This window comes from Burkholderia sp. MSMB2157WGS, assembly GCF_001532755.1.
Lineage (GTDB): Bacteria > Pseudomonadota > Gammaproteobacteria > Burkholderiales > Burkholderiaceae > Burkholderia.
The window spans coordinates 77,187-102,283 of sequence record NZ_LPJG01000041.1; the positions used below are offsets into that span (position 1 = coordinate 77,187).

Consider the following 25,097-nt stretch of genomic DNA (forward strand, 5'->3'; position numbering starts at 1 on the left):
CCGGCGCGGGCGCGGGCGCTGATGCGCCGCCATCGGATCAGGACGGTTGCACGGCGGCCGCGTTCGGCGCGGGTGTTTCCGCCTGTGGTGCGGGCCCGGCGGTGCGCGTGCCGGCGTCGGCCGGGCGTTCGATCAGCGGCGCGAGCGCGGGCGCCATCGACTTCAGCAACTGCACGGCCATCGCGCTCGTGAAATCGTAGCGCGCCGCATACGGCTCGTGTGCGGTCGCCGTCAGCACGCCGAAGAACCGGTCGCCGATCGCGAACACGAAGGTGCCGCTGCGGTTGACCTTGCGCGACTCGATCAGCCGCGCGCCGCGCGCATAGACGTTGAAGCGCTGGTCGCCCGTCCCCGTCTTGCCGTACACGTCGAGCGTCTTGCCGTCCGGCAGCGTGAGCCCGCCCGCGAGGCGGCGCGCGGTGCCGTGGAGCACGACGTCGCGCAGCAGCGTGTGCGCGACGTTGACGATCTCCGGCGCCAGCATCGGCTGCGGCTGCGCGGCCGCGCGGACGAAGCGGGTTTCGTACGGCGTGCCTTTCGCGAAATCGAGCCGCGTGATCGTCTCGGTCGGCGCCTTCCGGCCGCCGTTCGCGATCAGGCCGATCAATTTCGCGAGCGCGTCGGGCTGGTCGCCCGATGCGCCGATCGCGGCCGCATAGGACGGCGTCACTTCCGCGAACGGGTAGCCGAGCGCGCGCCACGACTTCGTGATTTCCGCATACGCGCGCAGCTCGACCATGCGGCGGATACGCCGGTCCTGCGTCGCGTGGTAGCGGGTCTTGTACAGCCACGAATACGTGTAGAAACGCGCATCGCGGCTGTCGCGCTGAACGTCGGCGAGCGCTGCGCCCGGGTGCGCGCGCAGGTAGTTGAGCGTCCACAGCGCGAGCGGATGGACGCTCGCGATATAGCCGCGGTCGTTGAGGTTGAAGCGGTCGATCGCGTACTTCGCATAGAGCGCCGCGAGATCGTCGTCGGACAGCGTCGCGGCCGGCGTCCCTTTCAGTTGCGCGCGCATCTGCGCATCGAACCACGCGAGCGATTCGTTCGGCGCGACGCTGCGCAGCACCGTCGCGATCTTCGGCGGCGACTTGCGTACGTCGCGCAGCATCAGCGCGAGCGCGTCGTCGGGCGCCTTGCCCGCATAGCGCGTGTAGTAGCGCTTCACGTACACCTGGCTTTCGCCGTCGACGAATTGCTGCAGGTAATGCTGGCGCTGCGCGGGATCGCCGAGCCACGACGACGACGGGCCGGCCGCCTGCAGCGTCTCGTAGTGGACGATGTCGCGCATCAGCCGCACGAACACGAGGTTCACCGAGTGCTCGAACGCCGCGTGCAGCGTCATGATGCGGCCGTTGTCCGACTTCTCGAAGTTGGAGAACACCTGCGCGCCGCCGCCCGTGTAGAACACGTCCGGGCTCGCCGAATACTTGCGTTCGACGGCCGCATCGAGCATCGCCTGCAGCGAGCGGTCGCGCGTATGCGACAGGTAGTCGAGCGCCCAGCGCGACAGCCCGTCGATCGGATCGGGCTTCACGCGCGCCAGCTCCGCGTTCGACAGGTTCGCATAGCGCGCATGCAGGTCGGCCACGATCTGCAGGTACGTGATCAGCGTGCGCAGCTTCGCGGTCGAGCCGAGGTTGATGCGGCCGCCGCGATTCACGTCGAACGGCTGGTTCACGCTGTCGGTCTGCACGCGCAGCAGGTTCGCGCCGTTGCGGTGTTCGTACAGCGTGAAGCTGTACGTGAGATGCGACGGGTCGTCCTTCGGCGCGAGCATCTCGAAACCGTACAGGCCGGCGGCCTGCGCGCCTTCGCGCGTCGACGCCTGCGCGAGCCGCTGGGCGACCGCCTGCTGCACGCCGTTGTCGAGGGTGCTGGTGGCTTGCAGGTCGAGCTGGTCGAGCTGGTACAGGTCGCCGATGCCGAGCGCCGACAGCAGCGACGCGCGCGCGGACGTCACAGCCTTGCGCGACACGAACGACTGCACGCGCGCGGCCGCCGGCGGCGCGCTGCGTTCGATCTGCGCGGCGAGCGCGGCGTCGCGCAGCGCGGGCGAGATCACGCCGCCGTTCGACAGCAGCCGCAGGTAGCTGTCGGTCAGCTTCTGCAGCGCCGGATAGCCGCGGTTGAGGAAGTACGACGGCGCGCGCTGCGCGATCAGCAGCGACAACACCTCGCGGAACGTCTTGCCCTGCTGGTCGACGTTGTCGCCGGTCGTCGGCGCTGACAGCACGCGGTTCACGTCGTTGAAGTCGCGCCCGTACCACGCGGCCAGACCGTCGCCGATGCCGGTGATTTCGCCCACGTGCGGCCGCGCGGCGAGCGGCACCGAGTTCAGGTAGCGCACGACGATCGTGCGGCGCGCGAGCATCGTCTGCGGGCCGTTCAGGTAGGCGCGTACCGACGCGGAGGCGATCTGCCGCAGCTTCTCGGGCGGCGTCGCGGTGCGGCCCTCGGGCGAATGGCGGAACTTCTCGATCTGCGTCGCGAGCGTGCTGCCGCCCGGGCGCGCCTGGTGACGGTTGACGACGTGCAGCGCCTGGTCGGCGAGCGCGCGGCCGAAGCGCCCCCAGTCGATCGCCGGGTTGCGGTTCGGTTCGTTCGCATCGAGCAGGTAGCGATCCTCGATGAACAGCAGCGAATCGACGATCACGCGCGGCACCGTGTCGAAGTCGGCATAGACGCGCTGCGGAAACACGGTCGCGAACAGCGGCGAGCCGGTCGAATCGAACAGCATCAAGCCCGTCTGGTCTTTCTCTTCGTAAGGGAGAAACAGCCCGCGCTGGCCGAGCGACAACATCCGCTGCGAATCGCGCGCCTGTTCGCTGACGACGAAGCCGCGAGCGAGCAGCCGCTGCTGGAACGCGGGAATCATCGCGTAGCCGAAGCGCCGGTCGTACGGGCCGTCGGCGGGGAAGCGGATGTGATCGCTCGGCCCCGCTTCGACCGTGTAGCCGACGTCGCGGGCGAGCTCGGACAGGTAGTGCGCCTGCAGCCGGGACGTTTCGATCTCGGTCTGCACGAGCCGCGCGACGATCGCCACCGCGATCAGCAATGCGGCGAGCAAAGACCACTTGACCCATGTCCAGACCGATGCCGGACCGGTCACGCGCGGCAGGATGCGATTCAGCGGCCGATTCATGGCGGCGTCTCCCTGAGGGCGCGGTTATCCGGCCGCACCCCATTAAGGATTAGTGTAGTCCTCCGCGGCGGGCTGCCAAGGGCGTCGACTACCGAGATGCGCCGGCGCAACAGGCGTGCCCATCCCGGCCGAGCGACGGGCCTGTGGCCGTCGAGTGCCTGCCGGCGGGCCGTCCCGGCGGTGCGAGGGGCGGGCGGGCGACGGCGAGTCGGCGTGAAAAATGGTGCGCGATTTCGTCGTTCATTCAACTGACGAAATGGTCGATCAGGTGATCGACGAAAAGCCGGGCCTTGCGCGGAAAGTGCCGGCGGCTCGGGTACGCGACGTTCATCTCGAGGGACTCGAGCCGATAGCCGGGCAGCAGCGCGAGCAGCCGGCCGTCGTCGCGGCATCGATGCGCGCGCGCCTGCCGTCAGACGCTGCCTTCGGTCTCGATCACGAGGATGCGTGCGACGCCGAGCGGATGCGCGACGTGCTCGGTGCCGACCGTCGCGTGGAAGAGGTCGCCCGTTTCGAGCACCGTCGCGTGCTCGACGCCTGCGTCGCGATAGCGCATCTCGACGCGGCCATCGAGCACCGCGAACACCTCCTCGCCGTCGTTCACATGCCAGCGATAGGGCTGGTCGGTCCAGTGCAGCCGCACCGTGATGCCGTTCAGATTCGCGATATCGAGCGCGCCCCACGCGCGGTCCGCCGTGAATGCGGTGCTCCGGATGATGTTCATCGATGTGTTCTCCGGCACGCGTGTGCGCCGTTTTTCCGTGATTTTTCCGCCATCCGCATTCAGCGCGACGTGGCGCGCAGCGCCTGCTCGACGATCTGCTTGCGCTTCGCGAAGCCGGCCGCCGAACGCTCGGTGACGCGCGCCACGACCGCGGCCGGCGCGGTGTCGGGCGAGCCGGCGTCGAACGGCGGCGCGGGCGCGTATTCGAGCTGCAGCTGGATCGCCTGCGCTTCTTCATCGCCGACCAGCTCGGCGGCGATCGTCAGCGCGAAATCGATGCCGGCCGTCACGCCGCCGCCCGTGACCAGGTTGCCGTCGCGCACGACGCGCTCGCGCACGGGGATCGCACCCAGCGGTTCGAGCAGCGAGTGGAACCGCCAGTGCGTCGTCGCGCGCCGCCCGCGCAGCAGGCCGGCCACGCCGAGCAGCAGCGAGCCCGTGCAGACCGACGTCACGTAGCGCGCGGTGGCCGCGCGCCGTTGCACGAACGCGATCGTTTCGGCATCGAGCAGCAGTTCGTTGATGCCGATCCCGCCGGGGATGCAGATCACGTCGAGCGGCGGGCAGTCGTCGAACGTACAGGTCGGCGCGAGCGCGAGGCCGCTGCTCGACGCGACCGCGTCGCGCGACTTCCACACCAGATGGACGGCCGCGTCGGGCAGCGACGCGAGCACGTCGTGCGGGCCGGTGAGGTCGAGTTGCTGGACGCCGGGAAAGACGAGAAGGCCGATATGCAGGGTCATGCGAAGGCTCCGTGAGGGGAAGGGAACGTGCGCCGTTCGGCACGGGATGGACAGATCGATTCTAGGCGCGTAGTGTTTGGCGAAATTGCCATATCACCCACGTTTTCAGCCAATCGCCATGCCTGCCGCCGCCCCGCGTTCGATCCTGATCCTCGCGTTTGCCCGTGCGCAACTGCTCGACGTGACGGGGCCGCTGCAGGTGTTCGCGTCGGTCAACGAGCTCGCGCTGGAGCGCGGGCAGCCGGCGCCGTATGCGCCGCGCGTCGTGGCCGTCGAAGCGGGGCCCGTCGAGACCTCGTCGGGCCTCGTCGTGATGGCCGAGTCGCTGCGCGCGGCCGCGCGCCATCCGGATACGCTGATCGTCGCCGGCGGCAAGGGCGTGCATGCGGCGTCGAAGGATGCGCAGGTGGTGCGGTGGGTGCGGCAGCAGGCCGGACGCGCACGGCGCGTGGCGTCGGTCTGCACCGGCGCGTTCCTGCTCGCCGAGGCCGGCTTGCTCGACGGGCGGCGCGCGGTCACGCATTGGGCGCGCTGCGACGAATTCGCAGCGCGCTACCCGAACGTGCGCGTCGAGCCGGACCCGATCTTCATCCGCGAAGGCGCGCTGTGGACGTCGGCCGGCGTGACGGCCGGCATCGATCTCGCGCTCGCGCTGGTCGAGGAGGATCTCGGGCGGGCGACCGCGCTCGACGTCGCGCGCGAACTCGTCGTGTTCCTGAAGCGCCCGGGCGGGCAGGCGCAGTTCAGCACGATGCTGTCGATGCAGCGCACCGCCGACCGGTTCGGCGAACTGCACGCATGGATGGCCGAGCACCTGACGGCCGACCTGTCGGTGCCCGCGCTCGCCGAACGCGTGAGCATGAGCGAGCGCAGCTTCGTGCGCCACTATCGCGCGGAGACCGGCCGCACGCCCGCGCGCGCGGTCGAGCAGATCCGCGTCGAGGCCGCGCAACGCCTGCTCGGCGAAACGGCGTGGCCCGTCAAGCGGATTGCCGGGCGTTGCGGCTTCGGTTCCGAAGAGACGCTGCGGCGCAGTTTCGTGCGCGTGCTCGGCGTGTCGCCGCAGGCGTATCGCGAGCGGTTCGTGCGGTAACGTACGGCGGCTGAGCGGGGCCGGCGCGGCGGCGCCCGGAACTGAACGGAAACCGGTCGGTTTCCAGTCCGAAGCGTCGAAACTATTCAGGATCGGAGAACAATGGGCGGGGGCTTGTGCCGCGCCCGCCGCGCGCTCTATTCTGTTCCGTTGGCGATTCGAAGGGGGAAGCAGCATGGACCGCATCCAGGCAATGGAAGTTTTTACCCGCGTGGTCGACGCGAACAGCTTCACGCGGGCGGCCGACACGCTTGCGATGCCGCGTGCGTCGGTGACGACCATCATCCAGAATCTCGAGGCGCTGCTCGGCGTGCGCCTGATGCACCGGACGACGCGCCGGCTGTCGTTGACGCCGGAGGGCGCCGCGTACTACGAGCATTGCATGAAGATCATCGCGGAGATCGCCGAGGCCGACGCGAGCTTCCAGGCCGGCAACCGCAAGCCGAGCGGCGTGCTGCGCGTCCACATGCCCAGTTCGCTCGGGCGCCGCATCGTGCTGCCGTCGCTGTCGATCTTCCGGCAGCGCTATCCGGACATCACGCTCGAACTGGGGCTGTCCGACCGCTACGTCGATCCGGTCGAGGAAGGCATCGACTGCATGATCCGGGTCGGGCCGCTCGAGGATTCGTCGATGGTCGCGCGGCGCATCGGGATGCTGAAGCGCGTGACGTGCGCGTCGCCCGATTACCTCGCCCGTCACGGCGAGCCGAACGAGATTGCCGATCTCGTCGATCATCATGCGGTGAATTTCCGTTCGAGCCACGGTGCGCGGGCGATTCCGTGGGTGTTCATGATCGACGGCAAGCCGTTCGAGGTGCGGATGAACGGCAGCGTCACGGTCAACGATTCGGATGCCTACGTGACGTGCGGGCTCGAAGGCTTCGGGATGATCCAGCCGACGCTGTTCATGGTGCTGCCGAACCTGCTCGACGGCTCGCTGGTCGAGGTGCTGCCGGACTGCAATCCGAAGCCGAAGCCGATCTCGATCGTGTATCCGCACAACCGGCATCTGTCGCAGAAGGTGCGCGTGTTCGCCGACTGGATCGCGGAGGTGTTCGAGTCGACGCCGGCGCTGGAGGGTGGGGAGAATTGGCGGGGGAAGGTGGGGGTGCAAGCGAAGCCGCAGAAAAAGGTGGTGGCGGCGTAAGGTGGCGACCGGGTATGGACGAAAGCGATGAGGCATGCCGTGAATTGCCTCATCCCGTCGATCGTCGGGCGCCAAGCCGCCACGTCTTATGCCGCGCCTACCAGCGGATCGTGTATGGATTGTCGCCGAGCGCCCAATGTCCGTTGTCGTCCCGTTCGAGCAGAATTCCCCGGTTCGCCCAGCCGTCCTGCTCGGGATAGAACGACAGGGCGTCCAGGAGATCCGGATCGGTTAGCCACGGTGTCGCTTGCCGATCCGGTTTCCATCGGAAATTGACCCACGAGACCAGGTGCGGATTGTCGTCGAACGGGTTCTTGGAAGGCTCCATGAATTTCGCGACGCCACCGTAGGTCACGTGTGCACAGAACAAGTTCACCATGTGTAGCGCCCGCCCACCGGGAACCGATCCGTCGGTCGTTTCGAATTCCCGATACCGGTAGAACGTCTTTCCGAACGGGGTTAGAGCGATATGGCTCAACGGGACATGGGTGTCGCGCGACTCGTAGTCCGGGTTCCTCACGGTCGGCCGCCCTTTGCCTGCATTGAATTTCACGGTAATCAGGCCGCGGTCGATCAATGCCTGCACGTCTTTTCTCACCACGCCATCGACTCTCAGCAAATCCTTCGCGTTGACGTCAGCGGGAAGTTCGGCGCCGGCCAGGCTGACGCAGGCGTCGGTCGGAACGGTGTTCTTGTCGGCGAGCGCGACCTTCAGGATCGCGTCGATCTTGCTTTTGTCCAGGTCGTCTCGCGCAGGAATGACGCGCATGCCAATCAGCACGGCCGCCGCGCCTGCGACACCGGCTATCAGCCAGCGTCGTCTCGCGCGTCCACGGCGCTTGTCGCTTGTCGATTCGTTACGGTCCTTCATCTAGCCCTCGGTTATTGTCATTGTCGATTCGGCAACGGCGGATTTCGGCCATGGGAGCCAACGGCGGCCCGGGCGGTCGAACGCGATGCCGATTTTCGCAGATGGCGGAAGCCGGCGCCGCTCGCCGGGTGAGATCATCGCCTCAATTGCGGGATTGATCCGGCACAGCGCGTCGCGTCGCGTGATCGCGCAGCGCAGCGGGCAATTGCCACAGCAGCAGTTCGTGCGTGCCCAGCGCCCACAGTGCCGAACCGTCCCACGAAAAGGCCAGCGCGCGGATCTCGTTGTCCGTCGGTAACGACGACGCGTCGAGCTGCACGGGCGTCCGGCCCTGTGCGACCTCCCAGAGCGCGACACGGTGCGTCCTGCTGCCCGCGGTCGAGGTCGTGCCCATTGCAAGGAAGCGCCCGTTCGCCGAACGCGCGGCGGCCTTGAAGTCGTCGGCAGGGCCAAGCAGCGCCGACAGCACGTGGCCGCTCTTGAGATCCACGACGTGCATGCCGACGAAGCGGGCGCGTTTCGGGCCGGGATACTTGACCGGCGGCGGCATGCTGCCGTCGTCGTCGAGCAGCAGCACGAAGCCGGTCGCAATCCATTGACCCTGCGGCGAGCCGAGCGGCTCGGGTACCCATTGTGCGATGCCGGTGGCGTTGTCGGGATTCGGCGAGCCGAAGCGCTGGGGCAGCGCGATCGCGCGCAGCGTGCGGCCGGTACGGGCATCCAGTTCGGCGAGCCCCTGCGGGTCCTCCGTCCAGTAGCTCCCGGAAGGTCGCCAGCGTACCGGCCAGATCAGTGGATTGCCGCCGCCGTTGATGTCGTCCATCAGCGACTGGCGTACTGCCGACAGCGTGGTGACGAATGGCCATGGATCGTCGGTACCCGATGGCGCCGACGCCGGCCGCTGCACGGTCAGGTACTCGGAGCCGAGCGGGTTGGACGCCTGCTCGCCATGCCGGATGTCGTGCCGGAAATTGGCCGGCAGATCGTCTGCGAGGATCCAGTGCAGATCGCTCATCTGATAGTCACGCCAGCTGGTTTCGTTCGGCCAGACGATTTCATGACGATCGACCTTGCGGCTCGTGACGTCATAGCGGTACAGGCATGGCTTGCCGTCGGTGTCCGGCTGGCCGTCGAACCAGACGGCGTTGCCGTCGCCGTTGATCATCATGCGTCGCGGGCCGGATTTGCCTCGCCAGACCTCGTCCGCACGCAACGCACCATCGACTTCGTGCAGCCGCCACACGTACTCGTTCCAGCCGCGGCTGTCGCTCACCTGGGCGCTGAACAGCATGCTGCCGTCCGGCAGGCCGAGGATGTCATGCGGATACAGCAGCGTGCGTTGAGACGGATCGGTCACCAATGTGTCCCAGCGGATGAGCCGGGGCTTCAGCACCGGGGCACTTGGGTCCGGTACCGCCAGGTTGATCGCAGGGGCCGGTATCGACGGTGTCGAGGGCAACTGCCATGCGGCCGGCGACGCGGCGATTTCCAGCTTGCCCGGCATCGCGGACAGCGCATCGGTCAATGCCGTGAACACGTCGGCCGGGACGACCGATATGCCTGTCCTGCTGGACTGGGTCCGGTTGCCGCTGAACACGTCCAGGTCCTGCAGCGTCAGTGCCTTCCACAGGCTGTAGTCGGGATTGGGCCGGGTATCGCTGCGACCGAACTGAACGATCGTCGCTGGATGCCCGAAGATGGCGCTTGCATCCTGCACCCTGACGAACAGCGTGCTCCGGTACTGACCGGTGATGCCGTCGCTGTGATCCTGGCGAGCATCCCAGTACGTATAGGTGGCCTGAAGCGCAGGCACGCGGGAGCCCTGGGACAGCCGGTCGACGCGCGCACGAGCATGATCCATGCGCCAGTCCAGTTCAGGACGGGTGATGGCACCTTGTTGCAGCGCCTGCTGCAGCTTCGGCATGACCGCCTGTTCGGCGATGGCCGTACGGAGGTCCGGCCGGCGCGACAACAGCACCTTGTCCCACGGGGGCGGCAAGTTCTGCAACTGCCAGTTGTCGACACGGCCCGTCACGGGGCTCGTCCGTTGCAGCACGCCCTGCACCCGCGGCTGCACCTGATCGAACGGGGCGGATACCAGCAGGTACACGGTTCCCGCATACGCTTGCCGGTTCTTGCCGTTGTCCCAGACCAGAACCTGTTCATCGCGACGGGCGGCGACCTCGTAGTCATCGTCGTGCCCGGTGTTATGCAACTGCACGAATCGCCACTGCATGCCGTCGACGGTGGTGGCCGGCATAGGGGCGGCTGAGCAGGCGAGCGGAATCGTTGCGCCGATCAGGCCCAGTAGGAAGCATGCGAGGCGGTTTTTCACAGTTTTTGCCCGGATGCGGCGGATATTGGGAGGTTCCGATTCTAAGCGCGGCTTCGTGCTCGTGGCGTGGCATGCGGCCGCCATTACGCGCGCTATTAAAATAGCGGCCGCTTGGTATCGCCGTATGCCGGCATCGACGATCTGGATTGCCCGTATCGGCGAGTACGAGTCGCACATCGGTCTCGAACGAATTTCATGGTGTCCGGTTCACGGGCTGTGCGGTTCGCGATCTCGCTCGTCGCCTGCAGACGCCGGTGGAGGGCCGCCTGGTCGACGATCGCGCCGCGGGAGCGACAAACTTGGGGAAGGAAACGGGTCGTGGATGGAGGTCACGGCACGCCAGAACGGTTCATGCCGGTCGATGCAGATATGCGCATCGCGATTCCGGAACCCGCTAGACCGGACGCGCGCGATCGTGCCTTTGGGCGTTCATCGACAGATGAGGGCGGCGTTGAAGCATGCAGCAATGAAAAAAGCCGCCGTTCCTTTCGAAACAGCGGCTTTTCGCATTTGGTGGCGAATCAGGGATTCGAACCCCGGACCTGCGGATTATGATTCCACCCCAAAATAGAATTAAAACATGGGGTTGTCTCGGTTTCAGCTCCGCAATTATCGGAAATTGGCGAGTCGCTAAGCCATGTCAATTCGTGGGCCGAGTATCGTTTGCGGTGCAGCTGGTCTCTCGCTTGCGTCGGCACCGGGTAGGGTGGTTGTGGCGTATTTCTCCGTTGGTTTTTGTTGATCATCGAGAGAAATTAAAATCGATAGACAAATATATTTCTAGATTGGATTACGTCTGTCGATAAATTTTAGCGATGGACGAAGTTGCATGAAATCAGTGGGTTAAGTTTTGCGATGGACATTTGATAGACCGATCATTGAGAAATTTGTCTATCACAATTGTCTCTCGAATTGTCTATCGATTGCCTTTCGTCTATTGATTTAGTCCGTTGTGTTTGAGTATCGTTCGATCACGCATCGCACGATGCGCTTTCGATAGATATCTAAACGTGAGAGAGAAAATGTCCAGCAAGCAAAAAGTCACGATTCTTGCAATCAATGTTCGTAGTGGCGTGAGTGCGAAAACCGGGCGGCCTTATACGATTCGTGAAGCGCAGTGCATTTTGGAGCAGGAGATCGAGGGGCAGCGGAGCGTGGTCGTCGGGGTGATCAATCTGCCCGATGCGCTGGCGGACCGTGACGCGGGGGAGTATCTGGCTGATTTCGCGCTGGCTCAGGGGAGTGGGCCGGACTCGGGGAAGTTGGTGCCTCGTATCGTATCGCTGGTGCCGTTCGGGATGCCGAAGGCGAAGCCGGCTGCGGGGGCGGCGACCGTCTGACGGAGGCATGCATATCGTTTGAAAGTGCCATATCTCGTCACATCAGGACTGCTTATTTAATTGGATAGATGAAGGTGATCGGATATGGATCGTCTGTCGGCTTTCGCGGTGGATCCGGTGTCGACGCAACTGATGGTGCTGAATCTATTGTTGTTCGTGTATCTGGTTTGTAAAGGGGTGGATTACGCGACGCGAGTTTTCATGCGTCGAGATCCGCCGAAGAAGTCGATCCGTTCGAAGTTGGCCCGGTCGGACGAATCCTAATTTGTGGGCCGTTGCTTGGGAGTTGGAGGATGAAAAACGTGAGCAAGAAAATCGTTGTCGCCGGTGCCGGCGTTGTTGCGGCTGTCGCTTCGTCGGCCTCGTTCGCGCAAGCGTCGGGGGTCGACGTGACGTCGATCGTCAGCTCGATCAACGGCACGATTCCGTCCGTGGTGGCTGTCGGTAGCGCGATCCTGGGGGTCGTGGTAGCGGCGTGGGCGATCAAAACGGTGCGGGGCATGGTCAACCGCTGATCGTTACTCGCTGTTGGTGACGAAAGGCGTTCGGGTGACCCGAGCGCCTTTTTTCTAACGGGGGCAGTGATGGCGGTCTCGGGTGTGGTGTGCGGCGCGGGTGGTGTGTCTGGCGTGACGTATGCGCTAGTCGGCGGTCAGCAGGTTGGGTGCGGGACGGATTCGAGCGGTAACGCGCTGTATTTGCAGGTTTCGACGCTGAGTGACGATCAACCGGTCAGTGGTGGCGAGGTTGTTGGGTTTGAGATCGGCGGTGCGGTGCTTTGTGTGCTCGCGGTTGCGTGGTGCTTGCGGGTGTTACGGGACTACTTCAATTCGAGTGGGGAGGCGTGATGACGTGGTTTTACGAATGTGTCGGAATCGTGGTCGCGACGTGCCTGTTGGTCGGTTACATCATCTTCGGTTGATGCCATGTTGAGACGAGTTCTGGTGATGTTCGCGTTGGTGGCGATGCTGTTCGAGCAAAACATCGCGTATGCGCAGGCTACTGCCGCGTTGCAGCCGGTCTATAACGGGGTGATGAATCGGTCGATCGCACAGGTCATCATTGCGAATCTCGAACGGCGCGGCTTGTTAACTGCTGCAGGCGTGGCGAGTGATGCGATGTTAGCGACCACGTTGAGCTTTGTGGGCGGGGCGTCAAACGTCGCTGCATATGGAAGTGCAGCAGCGGCTGGTGCCGCAGCGGTTTTGGGCTCTCCGGTATGGGCTACGGCCGCGGTTGCAGCGGGTGTTTTGACGGCCGTTGGGTCGGTGGCGTGGGGCGTCTATCAGCTTTCGCAGTCGGGCACTAGTTCAGCTCCGACGTTGACGCTTACGCCTGCACCGCCGGATGTTGTATCGCCTCCGACTGGCGCATCGTCTCCGGGCGGAGCGTCTTCGCCTGGCGGTGCTTCGTCGCCGTCCGGTACTGGATCCTCGCAAGAGGTGCCGTCGGGTGGTGGCATTTATTCCGGGCCTAATAAAGTTACCCCTGGGTATAGCGCGTTACCGTCGAGCTATCAGTTTTACGTGGCTACTGTTGTCGGCGGTACTGCGGTCGTTGGTGCGTGTACGTCGCAGCGGGATTGTGTTGTGCAGGCCGCTGCGTTCGACGCTTTGCAATGTAAGTCTCCGTTGACGTTTACCAGTGTTGGGAGTGGTTGTTCGATCGTTGTGGATCCTTCTCCTGCGTCGGGGTTTACTGGTTCGGACGGCGTTACGCTCTATACGTATAACGTGCATTTGAGCTACACGGATTCGAATGGGACTGTCCGCAGCATGGATGGTCAGTATTGGGTAAATGAAAATCCGGGTTATGTTGCTGTCGCTCAGCCTCAGGCGGTGACGGGTCCATTGAGTAGCTTGCCGATTACGCCGCCGATGCTTGCTGCGCCGCTGCCGGCTGCGTTGACAGGGCAGCTCGCGGACCGCTTGTGGCAACAGGCTACTGCGATGCCGGGTTACACGGGCTATCCGTATTCAGCTGTTGCTCCTATATCGGCTGCTGACGTATCGACGGCCGGTGTGTCGCCGACGTGGGCCGACCTTGTCGAGGGAACGCCGAAGGCTTCGCCGGCCGATTCGGCGGTGACGATTGCCCCTGATTTTTATCCGGCAACGGGGTCCGGATCTGGTACTGCACCGTCGAATAGTACGGGGTGCATTTCTGGCTCGCAGCTTGCCGGATGTGTGCCCTTGGGGGACGTTCCTGCATCGGCTCCGATACCGGCAAGCGAAACGTCAATTCCCTTTACACCGTGGTCAATTGGTTCGGTTGACGGCACATGTCCGGCACCTCAGATTGTGCGCGTTTTTGATACTGAGTATTCCTTTTCTTACGATCCGCTATGCACGTTCGTGCAAAAGCTTCGGCCGCTCGTGCTGGCGTTGTGTGCGTTGGCTGCTGCGGTCATTGTTGCTACGGGGGTGGCGTTATGAAGATGTTGTTCGTGTTCGCGATTGTTGTGAGCTTGTGGACTGGTTGGATGGCTGGGTCGGTAAGTCACTCGTCCGAAGATGCGGTTGACATGGTTCAGGGCGTGACGGGGTACGAGAGATGACGTGGGTAACGTTCCTGTTGGGGTTGGTGCAGCCGATTATTGTTCAAGCTCTTATTGCTCTTGGTGTCGGGGTGGTGACAGTTACCGGTATCGACATTGCGCTTAATCAGGCGATGCAGTGGACTACGACAGCGGTCGGTGGGCTTGGGTCGGATATTGCAAACTTGCTCGCCATGTTCGGGGTTTTTCAGGGCATTGGGTATATCGGTGGGGCGTTGAGTGCTCGTGTTGCCATGGCTGGGGTGTCTAGTTTTAAGAAATTTTTTATTAAGTAAGGCGCGCTATGGCTATCACGCTGGTTACGGGGGTGCCTGGAAGTGGCAAGACGTTGTGGGCTGTCCAGTCGCTGCTCAAGGAAATCAAAGCGGGTCGTCGTATTGTCGCGAACGGTATCAAGGGGCTAGCGATCGATCACGAGCTGTGGGACGACGACATGGTGCGAGAGTGGTACAAGCACTGTCAGCCGAATGATGTGATAGTGATCGATGAAGTGCAGCGTATCTGGCCTCCGGTGTCGGCGTCGGTGAAAGCGACGGAGGACATTGAGAAGTTGCACGTGCATCGGCATTTCGGCGTTGACATTGTGGTCATTACGCAGCATCCGAACCGGATGAATAAAACTATTCGGGATCTGGTTGGGCATCATGTGCATGTGCGTCGCTTATTCGGCGGCCGTCGCGCAATGCTGTATGAGTGGGATAGTGCTCACAACCCGAATAGTGGATTTCGCGATGCCGTGAAGCACGTGTGGTCGTATCCAAAGAAGGTGTTTGAGCTGTATACCAGCGCTGAACTGCATACGAAGTCCAAAGTTGTTATTCCACGGGCGTTGTTTATTTTGCCGATTGCGTTGATATGCGCTGTGGGGTTGGCCTACGTCGGTTTTAAGGGTGTTACCGGAGGTTTTGGCGGTGCGAAGAAGGCGGTAAGTCAGTCCTCTGGCTCGGTATCGTCTGTCGCTAGTGGTGTTGCCGTGACGGGGGCTACTGATGAGCGCTCGGGATCGTTGATGTGGCGGGTCGCCGGTCAATATTCGATCGACGGTCGAGGCTATGTTCTGCTGGCAGATAACGCAGGACGGTTTCGTCGCGAGTCGTCGGACGATTTTCGCGGTGAGAAGCTGGGTGTTACTGGCGTGGTTGACGGTGAGCGCGTTGCCGTTTGGACGGGCGGTTTCGGCGGTAGTCGGGACGGTACGGTCGGGGGTCGGAAATGATGCGAATTGCCGGTCTTGCATGCGGTTTGGTTGTGTCGGGTGTGGTGTTCGCGTCCGGTGTGCCGCCGATTCCGACATTGCCGCCATTGCCGCTGGCGGGCTTTGCTTCCGCACCGGTGGCGCCGGCGGTTGTTGAATCGGGTCCGACTGTTCCGCTCAAACCGCTGCCGCGTATGAAAGGTGGGGCGTTTGACTTGCGCTATGTGAGCGTAGGTCAGCTCGTGGATCTGCTGTATGGCGACGCGATGCACCTGCCGCACGTGATCGACTCAGACGTATTGCAGGACGCGCGGCTTGTGTCGTTTCAGTACGACAGCAAGGCCGGTGATCTACGGTCGTTCGTAAAGGTGTTTCTCGATTCGCAGGGCTTCAAGGTTGAGACACGAGACGGTGTGGATTTCGTATCGAGGAAGGCTGCATCGGTGGTCAAAGCGCCGGATCGAGAGACGTTCGTATATCGCCCGCGCTATCGGACGGCGGACTATCTGGCGAAGGCGTTACAGCCACTGTTTTCGGGGCGTATGACGGCAGCTGCGGATGGTGCTTCGGCGTTGTCCGTGGGAGACGTTGCGCAAGTGCCGGTGGCTGCGTCTGGCGTTACTGCGGCTCCGCCGCGTACGGTTGCGTTGCCGTCGGCGCGTCCGTCGATCTCGGCGGGTGACGAGCTGGTATTCAGCGGAGAGGCGTCGGAGATTCGGGATCTGAAAAAGGTGATTGCCGAGTTGGATCGTGAGGCCGGCGAGGTTGTTGTGCGCGGGTGGGTGTATGAGGTTTCTGACATCAATTCACGTAATTCGGCGTTCAGCATCGCGGCGAACGTGTTGGGCGGCAAGCTCGGTTTTTCGAACGGATCAACCGATGCTGATCCTACGGCGTTGCGGTTCTCGAGCACGGTGCTTGATGTGGCGATTTCGGCGCTCGATGCAGACAGTCGGTTCAAACAGGTGAGCGATCCGCATGTGCGGGTGGTGTCCGGCGAGCGGGTGAGGCTCAACGTTGGCGCACAGGTGCCGACGCTGGGGAGCATCAGCTATCAAGGGCAAAGCGGGACGCCGGTGCAGTCGGTCGAGTATCAGGACGCCGGTTTGATATTCGATGTTCAGCCGGTAGTGCTCGGTGATGCGATACAGGTCCGCTTATCTGAGCAGCTATCGAGTTTCGTTGCGACGACAACCGGCGTGAATAACTCGCCGACGAAAAACACGCGGGAAATGTCGACGGTTGTGAATATGAAGGATGGTGAGGTCATCGTGCTCGGTGGGCTTGTGCAGGATCAGGACACGTCGTCGCGCAATTCGATTGGTTGGTTGCCGAGCTTTCTCGATGGAAGGTCGGGTTCGAAAGGGCGTACAGAAGTGCTGTTGGTGTTGCAGGTGAGCAAGGTGTCGGACCTGTAACGAAGCGGTAGCGGTCGCGCTGCGGTCAAGGCTCGCGTAGCGACCCGGAGGGCTTGGCCTTGACGGCAGCTATACCGCTGCACGCTCTGGCGATGGGTTGTGTCGGCCATAGGACGGCACAACCCATGCCGAACAGCGCGCCGGTTGGTTGCGAGCGATTGGAGTGGGGAGTTTGGGGGTAATCGCTGCGCGCGGCTCGCCAGGCGCAGCGGGAGCGCGCAAGGCGGGCCGCGCGCAGCGCGGCCCCTAAACTTGTATCAGGGACACTTAACGTATGAGGACGGCAATGGTGCGCGATATCGCTACGGATATGGGTAGAAAGATGAGGAAAACGATATGCCGGTGAATGAGTCCCGGCCCTTTGGCGCGATCCGTTTCGATCGCGGGGTGGAGTTGGTTGCAGTTTTTGCGGAGCTGCTTGTAGAGGCGCCGCAAGGGCGCGCCCCAGTGATGGTGGTGAAGCGAAAACGTGATTTTTATGTGGTTGCAGGTGCGTTGATTTTGGTGACTCTCGATGGTGGCATCCGCCGTACGCCGTGTTGGTGTCAGTTTGAGCGAATCGGTTTCGATGGCGAAGGGGTTCGGCGGTTTGGTTCGCTGGATCAAGTGCAGGCGTGGATCGCTCGTACGTTGGTCGGACGCGCTGAGCGGGAGCTGTTTGAGTCGGTTTTTATGTAGTCAGTAAAAGAAAAAGCCCTGACCGCGGCAACGGTGCAGGGCTCGTACAACAGCATTACAAGGACTAGTTGCAATGCACGACGAGAGTATAGGCGATTTCTCGGCCTTTCGCCGGGAGTGGGTGGTTCGTGGCCGAAACTTCGGCGATGGCCAGGTCGAAGTGACGGCGACTCGATTCGATCGGTACATGGGCGCGTTGTCGCTAAACGCGAGACCGAAAGCGAGGCGCGGCGAGTCGGATAACAGCGAGGCGAACCTTATGGATGCGGCGAAGCGCGCCAAACAGCAGGTGCGGCTTCGTTGTAAGGCGATTGCTGCTGACCGAATGATCACGCTGACGTATCGCGAAAACATGCAAGACAAGTCGCGGTTGAAGCGGGATTTCGATGCGCTGCGTCGCCGATTGTCGAAGCTGTCGAGCTTTCAGTATGTTGCGGTGGCCGAGCGTCAGAAACGCGGTGCGTGGCATCTGCATGTTGCGGTTCGAGGGCGTCAAAACTATCGCGTACTTCGTTCGATGTGGCAAAGCATCGTCGGAGTTGGGAACGGCAATATCAATGTACGCAATCCGTTTCGAGAGAAGGGGTTGCGGCACAAGCTGGCGTCGTATCTCGCGAAGTACATCACGAAGGATTTTGCGGAACACGAGCTTAACGAGAAGCGGTATTGGACAAGTCGCGGTGTGGCGGTGCCCGAAGTCATGCCGATCGATCACGTTTTGTCGGATAGCCCTGCCGATGCGTTACGAATTGCGTTCGAGTCTGCGGTGCGTGTAGGGGCGACGCTCGATCGGTGCCAGACGTATTGGAACCAAGAGCTAGGGTGTTTTTGGCTTTCGACTCGGGAGGCGTGATGGGTGTAGAGACGTTTCTTTCGGTCGAGGAGGTGGAGGTTTTGACGGGGCGTAAGTTGAAGTCGAAGCAAGTCGATGCGCTTCGTCGCATGGGGATAGCGTTCTATGTGAACGCTGCTGGTCGGCCGATTGTGGCTCGGTCGACGATCGAGGGTAGGCGCGAGAGTGCTCCTCGTGCCGTGCGACGTGGTTGGGAGCCGCGAGTGATTGTTGGGTGAAATGGGTCGACGTAGAACGAAGAATCTCAATCTCCCGCCTCGTATGCGGGCTCGTGCGCAGAGGAGCGGTGTCGTTTATTACTATTACGACACAGGCGGTGTCCCGCGCAAAGAGATCCCGCTTGGTTCGGATTTTGTCGAGGCCGTGCGGAAGTGGTCGGAGTTGGAGCTGGATAACCGATCGCGTCATACCGAGCTGGTGACGTTTCGGTATGCGGCCGAGCGGTACATGAGGGACGTGTTGCCGCTGAAGTCCCGGCGGACGCAGCGCGACAATCTGGTCGAGTTAGAAAATCTGTTCAAGTTCTTCGATGATCCTCCGGCGTTGTTGAGCGATGTTCGGCCGGTGCATGTTCGTCAGTACTTGTCCTGGCGGATGGAACAGGCGAAGGCATGGTACGTCGAGCGAAAGAAGCCGGTGCCTGAGAAGGCCGGGCATGTTCGCGCGAATCGCGAGGTTGCACTGTTTTCCCACATCTTTAACTTCGCACGCGAGCACGGCCTAACCGATGCGACGAATCCTAGTACCGGAGTTCGCCGAAACAAGGAGACCGGACGCAATGTGTACGTCGAGGATGATGTGTTTCAGAAAGTTTGGGAGGCTGCTGATCAGCCGTTGCGCGATGCGATGGATCTTGCGTATCTGACGGGGCAGCGGCCGGCCGATACGCTCAAGTTTGACGAGCGCGACATAAAGGACGGCGAGCTGTGGGTTGAGCAGGGCAAGCGCGGTAAACGTCTCCGGATTTCGGTTACGGGGCGGTTGGTGGATGTGTTGGAGCGAATCCGCGGCCGGAAGAAGGGGTACAAGGTCGTTAGCACTGCGCTGGTGGTGAATGAGGCGGGCGAGCGGCTGATGGCCGACGCGCTTCGGTTTCGGTTTGATCGTGCGCGCGAGCTGGCGGGTGTGCCAAAGGGCGCGTTCCAGTTCCGGGATCTTCGCGCGAAAGCGGGGACAGATAAAACCGAGTTGGCCGGCGATATTCGAGCGGCGCAGCGTCAGTTGGGGCACAAGTCGCTTGCGATGACCGAGCATTACGTGCGCGAGCGCAAGGGTGATAAGGTCGATCCGACGAAGTGAGGGTGATATGGCGGGAAAGCTGAATTCGATCGAGCGCCAGCGTGAGCTGCGGGAGCGGTTTCGTCAGGCGGACGCAATTTCGAGGTTGGAGGGGTATGAGCCGAGCCATTTCGAGGAGACTCAGAAAGAGCGGTTGATCGCTGGGGAGATCACCACTGAGGAGTTCGTCACTGTTATGGCTGCCCACGTTCGTGGCGATGTGACAGATCGGTGAGTCGTGTAATCAGTGTGCGAACATGTTTCGCTGACAGCGAAATATTTCTTGAAATGGCGAACTCGATTGGCTATATTGGTCGTGAGGCTAACAGAGACAACTGTCGTGTCTGTGGGGTGTGTAAGCGCCCTGTGGGGCCGAAAGGTCCTGTCTTTCGCTAGGCCGTGCGCCGTGGAGCCGAGTATCTGGACGGACCATGACGATGCTGCCGATGCGAGCATGCCCGGGACGACACCGGGCATGCATTGGGAATAGAGGGGAAAACCTGCCGTTTGCTCTGCTTGGTTACGGACGACAGCCACGGTCTGCGCATTTCGCTCAGACCGGTGGTGTAGCCAAGGAGAACAACCATGCATCATGTTCGAAAGCCTCCCAAACGGCGGGGGCCGAGGAGCCGGGTCAAGTCGTGGTTGACGCGTCCGGAGACGATCAAGGTGGCTGTCGCCATCCTGCAATTGATCGATCTGGTCGTGAAGATTTTCGACAAGTCCTGAGGCGATTCGGCACCCCTTTATTTCAAACCGGGAATGAACCATGTTGTACCGAGCGTTGAAACTACTGAGGACGTACCATCAGCTCACGCAGGTCGAGCTGGCGAAGCGTCTTGGCATTTCGAACTCGTACCTAAGTGAGATCGAGAAGGGTGATAAAGCACCTGGCTTGGACTTGCTTGGCAAGTATTCGGAAGTGTTCAAGATGCCGACGTCGTCCATTTTGCTCTTCTCCGAAACCATGGAAGGAGAACGGACGCGTGGCAGTAAGCTGCGTATTGCCGCTGCGGACAAGATTCTGCGTCTCCTTGAATGGTTAGAAGAGCGCGATGAAATCGAAAAACACGCCTGAGCGATATCCGCTCCATCAGTCCCCGCTCTATCGCTTGAGGGGGAAAGGGCAGTTCGAGAAGGTATTGGGTGTTGAGTGGGGCGCAGTCAACAAGCTGCTCGCCACCGATAACTACCGAGTCTGGGAGAACGACAAGGGACGGGAGATCCAGCAGCCGCTGGGGTGGCTGGCTCATGTTCATGGTCGCATTGGTAAGCTGCTTTCTCGGATCGAACTGCCCGACTATCTGTATTCGCAGAAAGGGCGCTCCTACGCTGATAACGCTCGGGAGCATGTCGGGTCGACGCCTCTCGTCAAGACTGATATCCATAAGTTCTACCCGAGCACGACGCGGCAGATGGTCTACCGGATGTTCGTCGTAGACTTTCTATGCGCAGAGGACATTGCTCATTGTCTAGCTGATATTTGTTGCTATCGTCAGAAGCATCTTCCGACCGGAAGTGCGTTGAGTGGCCGGGTCGCTTTCTTTGCGGCAAGGCATATGTTTGACGATATCGCTGAGCTGGCAAAGAGTGAGCAATGCCGGATGACGGCTTATGTGGACGATGTGACCATTTCGGGGGCGGCCGCCACGAAGAGGTTGTTGGGCGAGGTTCGGAAGCTGGTTAGCAGGCACGGCTATAAGACCAAGCAGAAGAAATCGAAGACTTATGCCGCGACGTCCGTCAAGGTCGTCACGGGCGCCGTTGTAGTTGGTCCAGAGCTGCGACTTCCTAACGAACGGCACCGCAAGATATGGCAAGCGAAGCAGGATCTGTTGCGTTGTGGGCGTGAGCAAAAGGCACCGCTGTTGCGGGCTTTGAGGGGCCGGCTACAGGAGGCAAGTCAGATTTTGGATAACCCGTGCGCGGAGCCGCGTGGTTAGGATTGGCGTTGCCGCAGCATGCTGTTTGCGGAGCGGGGGTAGGTTTGCGGAGCAAAGAAAAAGGGCCCAGCTTGCGCTGAGCCCTTTCTGCATTTGGTGGCGAATCAGGGATTCGAACCCCGGACCTGCGGATTATGATTCCGTCGCTCTAACCGACTGAGCTAATTCGCCGAAGACTTGAATTATGTCGATCGGCCGGCCGGCTGTCAATACCTTTTTTCCGTCTTTCCCGAAAAAAGTTGCCGGCCACCCGTGCCGGCCTTCATCGCGGGCGGGAGGCGGCCACCGGAAGGAGCCCCTCCGCCGGCCGTCTCCCGCTGCGCGCCCGACATCAATCCTGCGCGTAGATGTCCGAGTCCTTCGTCTCCTTGACGAACAGCAGGCCGATCACGAAGGTCGCCAGCGCGATCACGATCGGATACCAGAGTCCCGAATAGATGTTGCCCTTCGCCGCGACGATCGCGAACGCGGTCGCGGGCAGGAAGCCGCCGAACCAGCCGTTGCCGATGTGATAGGGCAGCGACATCGACGTGTAGCGGATCCGCGTCGGGAACATCTCGACCAGCATCGCGGCGATCGGGCCGTAGACCATCGTCACGTAGATCACGAGGATCGTCAGGATCACGATCGTCATCGGCCAGTTCAGTTGCGCCGGGTCGGCCTTCGCCGGGTAGCCGGCCCCCTTCAGCGTCGCCGCGAGCGTCTTGTCGAACGCCGCGCCCTGCGCCTTCGCGTCGGCCGCCTTGCCGTCGTAGGTCTGGATCACCGTGTCGCCGACCTTGATTTCGGCCGGCGTTCCGGCCGGCGCCGCGACGTTCTCGTAGTTCAGGCCGGCCTTCGCGAGCGCGCTCTTCGCGATGTCGCACGAGCTGGTGAACTTCGACGTGCCGACCGGGTTGAACTGGAACGAGCAGGTGGCCGGATCGGCGACGACCGTGATCGGCGCCTTCTGCGTCGCGAGTTCGAGCTGCGGATTCGCGTAGTGCGTGAGCGCCTTGAACAGCGGGAAGTAGGTCAGCGCCGCGATCAGGCAGCCCGCGAGGATGATCGGCTTGCGGCCGATCTTGTCCGACAGCGAACCGAAGAACAGGAAGAACGGCGTGCCGATCAGGAGCGCGATCGCGATCAGGATGTTCGCGCTGGCGCCGTCGACCTTCAGCGTCTGCGTGAGGAAGAACAGCGCGTAGAACTGACCCGTGTACCACACGACGGCCTGACCGGCCGTCAGGCCGACGAGCGCGAGGATCACGATCTTCAGGTTCTTCCACTGGCCGAACGCTTCGGTCAGCGGCGCCTTCGACGTCTTGCCTTCCGCCTTGATGCGCAGGAATACCGGCGATTCGTTCAGTTGCAGCCGAATCCACACCGACACCGCGAGCAGCAGGATCGACGCGACGAACGGCACGCGCCAGCCCCAGTTGCCGAACGCCTCCTCGCCGACGAACGTGCGCACGCCGAGGATCACGAGCAGCGACAGGAACAGGCCGAGCGTGGCCGTCGTCTGGATCCACGCCGTGTAGAAGCCGCGCCGGTTGGCCGGCGCGTGCTCGGCGACGTAGGTTGCCGCGCCGCCGTACTCGCCGCCGAGCGCGAGGCCCTGCAGCAACCGCATCGCGATGAAGATCACGGGGGCGGCGATGCCGATCGACGCGTAGCCGGGCAGGAAGCCGACCACGAACGTCGACACGCCCATGATCACGATCGTCACGAGGAACGTGTGCTTGCGGCCGACGAGGTCGCCGAGCCGGCCGAACACGATCGCGCCGAACGGCCGCACCGCGAAGCCGGCGGCGAAGCCGAGCAGCGTGAAGATGAATGCGGCGGTCGGATTGACGCCGGAGAAGAAGCTCTTGCTGATGTAGGCCGCGAGCGAGCCGGCCAGGTAAAAGTCGTACCACTCGAACACGGTGCCGAGCGACGACGCGAAGATCACCTTCTTCTCTTCGCCCGTCATCGGCGAGTGCGAAATTTGCCCGCCTAACGTTGCCATGAATCGTCTCCAAGTCCCTTGATATAGATGTGCGGCCGCCTTGGGAGGGGCGGGCCTGTCGACGATTATTGGCACGGAAACTTACGGCGCACTGACTCGCGCGTACAAACCGACTGCGCGTTAACCCGTGTCGAATCGGCCATTTCGCGGCCCGATCATGGTGCGAACGTCCGGTAAATCGCCGGTTTCGACGGGTTTGCGCCGAGCCGCGGCGGTGCACATCAGGGTTAATCCGGGGCAGGGGCGGCGAGCGGCAGGCTGATGCGCACGAGCGTGCCGGCGAGGCGCGGCGCGTGCTGGTAGACGTGATCGTCGAGCGTCAGCGTGCCGCCGTGCTGCGTGGCGATCTCGCGCACGATCGCGAGCCCGAGGCCGCTGCCGTCGCCTTCGCGGCCGAGGATCCGGTAGAAGCGCTCGACGACGCGCTCGCGCTCGCCGGCCGGGATGCCGGGGCCGGTATCCTCGACTTCGAGATGCACGCGCCGCGCCGCGGGCTCGGCGCGCACGCGTACGGTGATGCGGCCGCCTTCCGGCGTATAGCGGATCGCGTTGTCGACCAGGTTGCCGAGCATCTCGCGCAGCATCACCGGGTTGCCGTCGACATCGAGCGGCGCGTCGTCGTCCGGGCCTTCGTACCCGAGGTCCATGCGTTTCGCGAGCGCGGCCTGTACCCAGTCGCGCACCGTGCGCCGCGCGAGCGCGGCGATCTCGACCGGCTCGAACGTGAGCCCGCTCGCCCGGTTCTCGGCGCGCGCGAGCGCCAGCAGTTGCGTGACGAGCCGCGCGGCCTGCTCGGAGCTCGTCGCGATCTGCTCGAGCGAGCGCTGCACGTCGGGCGGCACCGGGTGGCGCAGCGCGAACTCGGCCTGCGTGCGCAGGCCCGCGAGCGGCGTCTTCATCTGGTGCGCGGCGTCGGCGATGAAGCGTTTTTGCAGCGCCATGTTCTGTTCGAGGCGCGCGAGCAGGTCGTTGAACGACGTGACGAGCGGTTCGATCTCGGGCGGCGCGCGCTGCGCCTCGACGGGCGACAGGTCGTCCGGCCGCCGCGCGCGAATGTGCGCCTGCAGCGCGTTGAGCGGGGCGAGCCCGCGCGACAGCCCGAACCAGACGAGCAGGATCGCGAGCGGCAGGATCACGAATTGCGGCAGGATCACGCCCTTGATGATGTCGTTCGCGAGCGCGTTGCGCTTGTCGAGCGTCTCGCCGACCTGTACGAGCACGGGCTGCGCGCCGCTCGCCTGCGGCAGCGCGACGGTCGTATACGCGACACGCACGTCGTTGCCGCGCAGCAGGTCGTCGCGGAACACGACGACGCCCGGCGGCGGGCGGTCCTCGTCGCGCGGCAGCGGCATGTCGGCCTCGCCCGCGACCAGCTCGCCGCGCGTGCCGAGCACCTGGAAATAGACGCTGTCGATGTTGTCCGCGCGCAGGAAGTCGCGCGTTTGCTCCGGCAGCGTCAGCTCGGCGACGCCGTTGACCGGATGGATCTGCCGCGCAAGCACGTACGCGTTGGTCTCGAGCGCGCGGTCGAACGGGCCGTTCGCGATCGTCTTCGCGACGAGATAGGTGACGGCGATGCTCATCGGCCACAGCAGCAGCAGCGGCGCGAGCATCCAGTCGAGGATTTCGCCGAACAGCGAGCGCGGGCGCGGCGTTTCGGGCGATTCGGTTTCGTCGGGCGGCGCGAACGGGTTCTCGTAGCGCGCGTCGCGCGCCTCGTCGGCAGCCGACGACGGCGCGCCGGTCGGGTGGCGGGAATGGGCCGGCGTGGCCATCGCGGCGCCGCC

General features: G+C 63.0%; 22 protein-coding genes, 1 tRNA gene and 1 pseudogene. 15 read left to right on the forward strand and 9 right to left on the reverse strand.

What is annotated here, in order from left to right; all coding sequences use genetic code 11:
• Window positions 1–37: 37 nt before the first annotated feature.
• The 4 genes and pseudogenes from WT53_RS26285 to WT53_RS26295 form a co-directional block, all read right to left on the reverse strand.
• Window positions 38–3,145 (reverse strand): transglycosylase domain-containing protein, encoded by a 3,108-nt coding sequence (locus WT53_RS26285; RefSeq protein ID WP_034208307.1) that lies wholly within the window; start codon window positions 3,143–3,145, stop codon window positions 38–40.
• 244 nt (window positions 3,146–3,389) lie between these two features.
• Window positions 3,390–3,527, reverse strand: a pseudogene (locus WT53_RS34250) (LysR family transcriptional regulator); the annotation flags it as partial.
• Between the two features lie 30 nt (window positions 3,528–3,557).
• Window positions 3,558–3,869: a cupin gene (locus tag WT53_RS26290; protein WP_034208306.1), complete on the reverse strand. Its 312-nt coding sequence runs from the start codon at window positions 3,867–3,869 to the stop codon at window positions 3,558–3,560.
• Between the two features lie 59 nt (window positions 3,870–3,928).
• Window positions 3,929–4,612 carry a DJ-1/PfpI family protein gene (locus tag WT53_RS26295; RefSeq protein WP_034208305.1) on the reverse strand — a complete coding sequence of 228 codons (684 nt, stop codon included), beginning with the start codon at window positions 4,610–4,612 and terminating at the stop codon, window positions 3,929–3,931.
• A gap of 118 nt (window positions 4,613–4,730) precedes the next feature.
• Here WT53_RS26295 and WT53_RS26300 point away from each other — a divergent pair, with 118 nt between their 5' ends.
• Window positions 4,731–5,705 (forward strand): GlxA family transcriptional regulator, encoded by a 975-nt coding sequence (locus tag WT53_RS26300; RefSeq protein ID WP_034208304.1) that lies wholly within the window; start codon window positions 4,731–4,733, stop codon window positions 5,703–5,705.
• Between the two features lie 175 nt (window positions 5,706–5,880).
• On the forward strand, window positions 5,881–6,852 hold the full coding sequence (locus tag WT53_RS26305) for a LysR family transcriptional regulator (RefSeq protein WP_034208303.1): 972 nt from the start codon (window positions 5,881–5,883) through the stop codon (window positions 6,850–6,852).
• 97 nt (window positions 6,853–6,949) lie between these two features.
• Here the strand turns inward: WT53_RS26305 and WT53_RS26310 are convergent, their stop codons facing one another.
• Window positions 6,950–7,723 (reverse strand): hypothetical protein, encoded by a 774-nt coding sequence (locus WT53_RS26310; RefSeq protein WP_052100355.1) that lies wholly within the window; start codon window positions 7,721–7,723, stop codon window positions 6,950–6,952.
• Between the two features lie 142 nt (window positions 7,724–7,865).
• Window positions 7,866–10,235 (reverse strand): hypothetical protein, encoded by a 2,370-nt coding sequence (locus WT53_RS26315; RefSeq protein WP_155294479.1) that lies wholly within the window; start codon window positions 10,233–10,235, stop codon window positions 7,866–7,868.
• An 845-nt stretch (window positions 10,236–11,080) separates the two neighbouring features.
• Here WT53_RS26315 and WT53_RS26320 point away from each other — a divergent pair.
• The 13 genes from WT53_RS26320 to WT53_RS26385 all read left to right on the forward strand — a co-directional run bounded on the left by WT53_RS26320 (window position 11,081) and on the right by WT53_RS26385 (window position 21,320).
• Window positions 11,081–11,398 carry a hypothetical protein gene (locus WT53_RS26320; RefSeq protein ID WP_060262263.1) on the forward strand — a complete coding sequence of 106 codons (318 nt, stop codon included), beginning with the start codon at window positions 11,081–11,083 and terminating at the stop codon, window positions 11,396–11,398.
• Between the two features lie 293 nt (window positions 11,399–11,691).
• Complete coding sequence (locus tag WT53_RS26330) at window positions 11,692–11,913, forward strand: major capsid protein (protein WP_060262267.1); 222 nt, start codon at window positions 11,692–11,694, stop codon at window positions 11,911–11,913.
• Window positions 11,914–12,345: 432 nt separating this feature from the next.
• Window positions 12,346–13,833, forward strand: coding sequence for a virulence factor TspB C-terminal domain-related protein (locus WT53_RS33990; RefSeq protein ID WP_257127877.1), 1,488 nt, complete (start codon window positions 12,346–12,348; stop codon window positions 13,831–13,833).
• A gap of 118 nt (window positions 13,834–13,951) precedes the next feature.
• Entirely contained in the window at window positions 13,952–14,230 is a 279-nt protein-coding gene (locus tag WT53_RS26340; RefSeq protein WP_060262272.1) for a DUF2523 domain-containing protein, read from the forward strand.
• An 8-nt stretch (window positions 14,231–14,238) separates the two neighbouring features.
• A complete protein-coding gene (locus tag WT53_RS26345) occupies window positions 14,239–15,171 on the forward strand; it encodes a zonular occludens toxin domain-containing protein (protein WP_060262274.1) in 933 nt (310 codons plus the stop codon).
• Window positions 15,168–16,568 (forward strand): type II secretion system protein GspD, encoded by a 1,401-nt coding sequence (locus WT53_RS26350; protein ID WP_179949051.1) that lies wholly within the window; start codon window positions 15,168–15,170, stop codon window positions 16,566–16,568. The genes WT53_RS26345 and WT53_RS26350 overlap by 4 nt, the downstream gene beginning before the upstream one ends.
• A 336-nt stretch (window positions 16,569–16,904) precedes the next feature.
• A complete protein-coding gene (locus WT53_RS26355) occupies window positions 16,905–17,246 on the forward strand; it encodes a hypothetical protein (protein ID WP_060262276.1) in 342 nt (113 codons plus the stop codon).
• Window positions 17,247–17,319: 73 nt separating this feature from the next.
• The gene (locus WT53_RS26360; RefSeq protein ID WP_043036632.1) at window positions 17,320–18,099 is read left to right on the forward strand and encodes a hypothetical protein; all 780 of its coding nucleotides are present in this window, start codon (window positions 17,320–17,322) and stop codon (window positions 18,097–18,099) included.
• A complete protein-coding gene (locus tag WT53_RS26365) occupies window positions 18,099–18,317 on the forward strand; it encodes a DUF4224 domain-containing protein (RefSeq protein ID WP_060262278.1) in 219 nt (72 codons plus the stop codon). The genes WT53_RS26360 and WT53_RS26365 overlap by 1 nt, the downstream gene beginning before the upstream one ends.
• 163 nt (window positions 18,318–18,480) lie before the next feature.
• Window positions 18,481–19,398, forward strand: a complete 918-nt coding sequence (locus WT53_RS26370; protein WP_373558458.1) for a tyrosine-type recombinase/integrase — start codon at window positions 18,481–18,483, stop codon at window positions 19,396–19,398.
• A 7-nt stretch (window positions 19,399–19,405) separates the two neighbouring features.
• Window positions 19,406–19,612 (forward strand): antitoxin VbhA family protein, encoded by a 207-nt coding sequence (locus WT53_RS26375; protein WP_059470885.1) that lies wholly within the window; start codon window positions 19,406–19,408, stop codon window positions 19,610–19,612.
• A 534-nt stretch (window positions 19,613–20,146) separates the two neighbouring features.
• Window positions 20,147–20,455 carry a helix-turn-helix transcriptional regulator gene (locus tag WT53_RS26380; RefSeq protein WP_059470886.1) on the forward strand — a complete coding sequence of 103 codons (309 nt, stop codon included), beginning with the start codon at window positions 20,147–20,149 and terminating at the stop codon, window positions 20,453–20,455.
• Window positions 20,433–21,320, forward strand: coding sequence for a reverse transcriptase family protein (locus WT53_RS26385; protein WP_257127878.1), 888 nt, complete (start codon window positions 20,433–20,435; stop codon window positions 21,318–21,320). The genes WT53_RS26380 and WT53_RS26385 overlap by 23 nt, the downstream gene beginning before the upstream one ends.
• Window positions 21,321–21,414: 94 nt before the next feature.
• Here WT53_RS26385 and WT53_RS26390 read toward each other — a convergent pair.
• The 3 genes from WT53_RS26390 to WT53_RS26400 all read right to left on the reverse strand — a co-directional run bounded on the left by WT53_RS26390 (window position 21,415) and on the right by WT53_RS26400 (window position 25,085).
• Window positions 21,415–21,491, reverse strand: a tRNA-Met gene (locus tag WT53_RS26390).
• Window positions 21,492–21,651: 160 nt separating this feature from the next.
• On the reverse strand, window positions 21,652–23,310 hold the full coding sequence (locus tag WT53_RS26395; protein ID WP_034208301.1) for an MFS transporter: 1,659 nt from the start codon (window positions 23,308–23,310) through the stop codon (window positions 21,652–21,654).
• 227 nt (window positions 23,311–23,537) lie between these two features.
• A complete protein-coding gene (locus WT53_RS26400) occupies window positions 23,538–25,085 on the reverse strand; it encodes a sensor histidine kinase (RefSeq protein ID WP_034208300.1) in 1,548 nt (515 codons plus the stop codon).
• Window positions 25,086–25,097 lie beyond the last annotated feature (12 nt).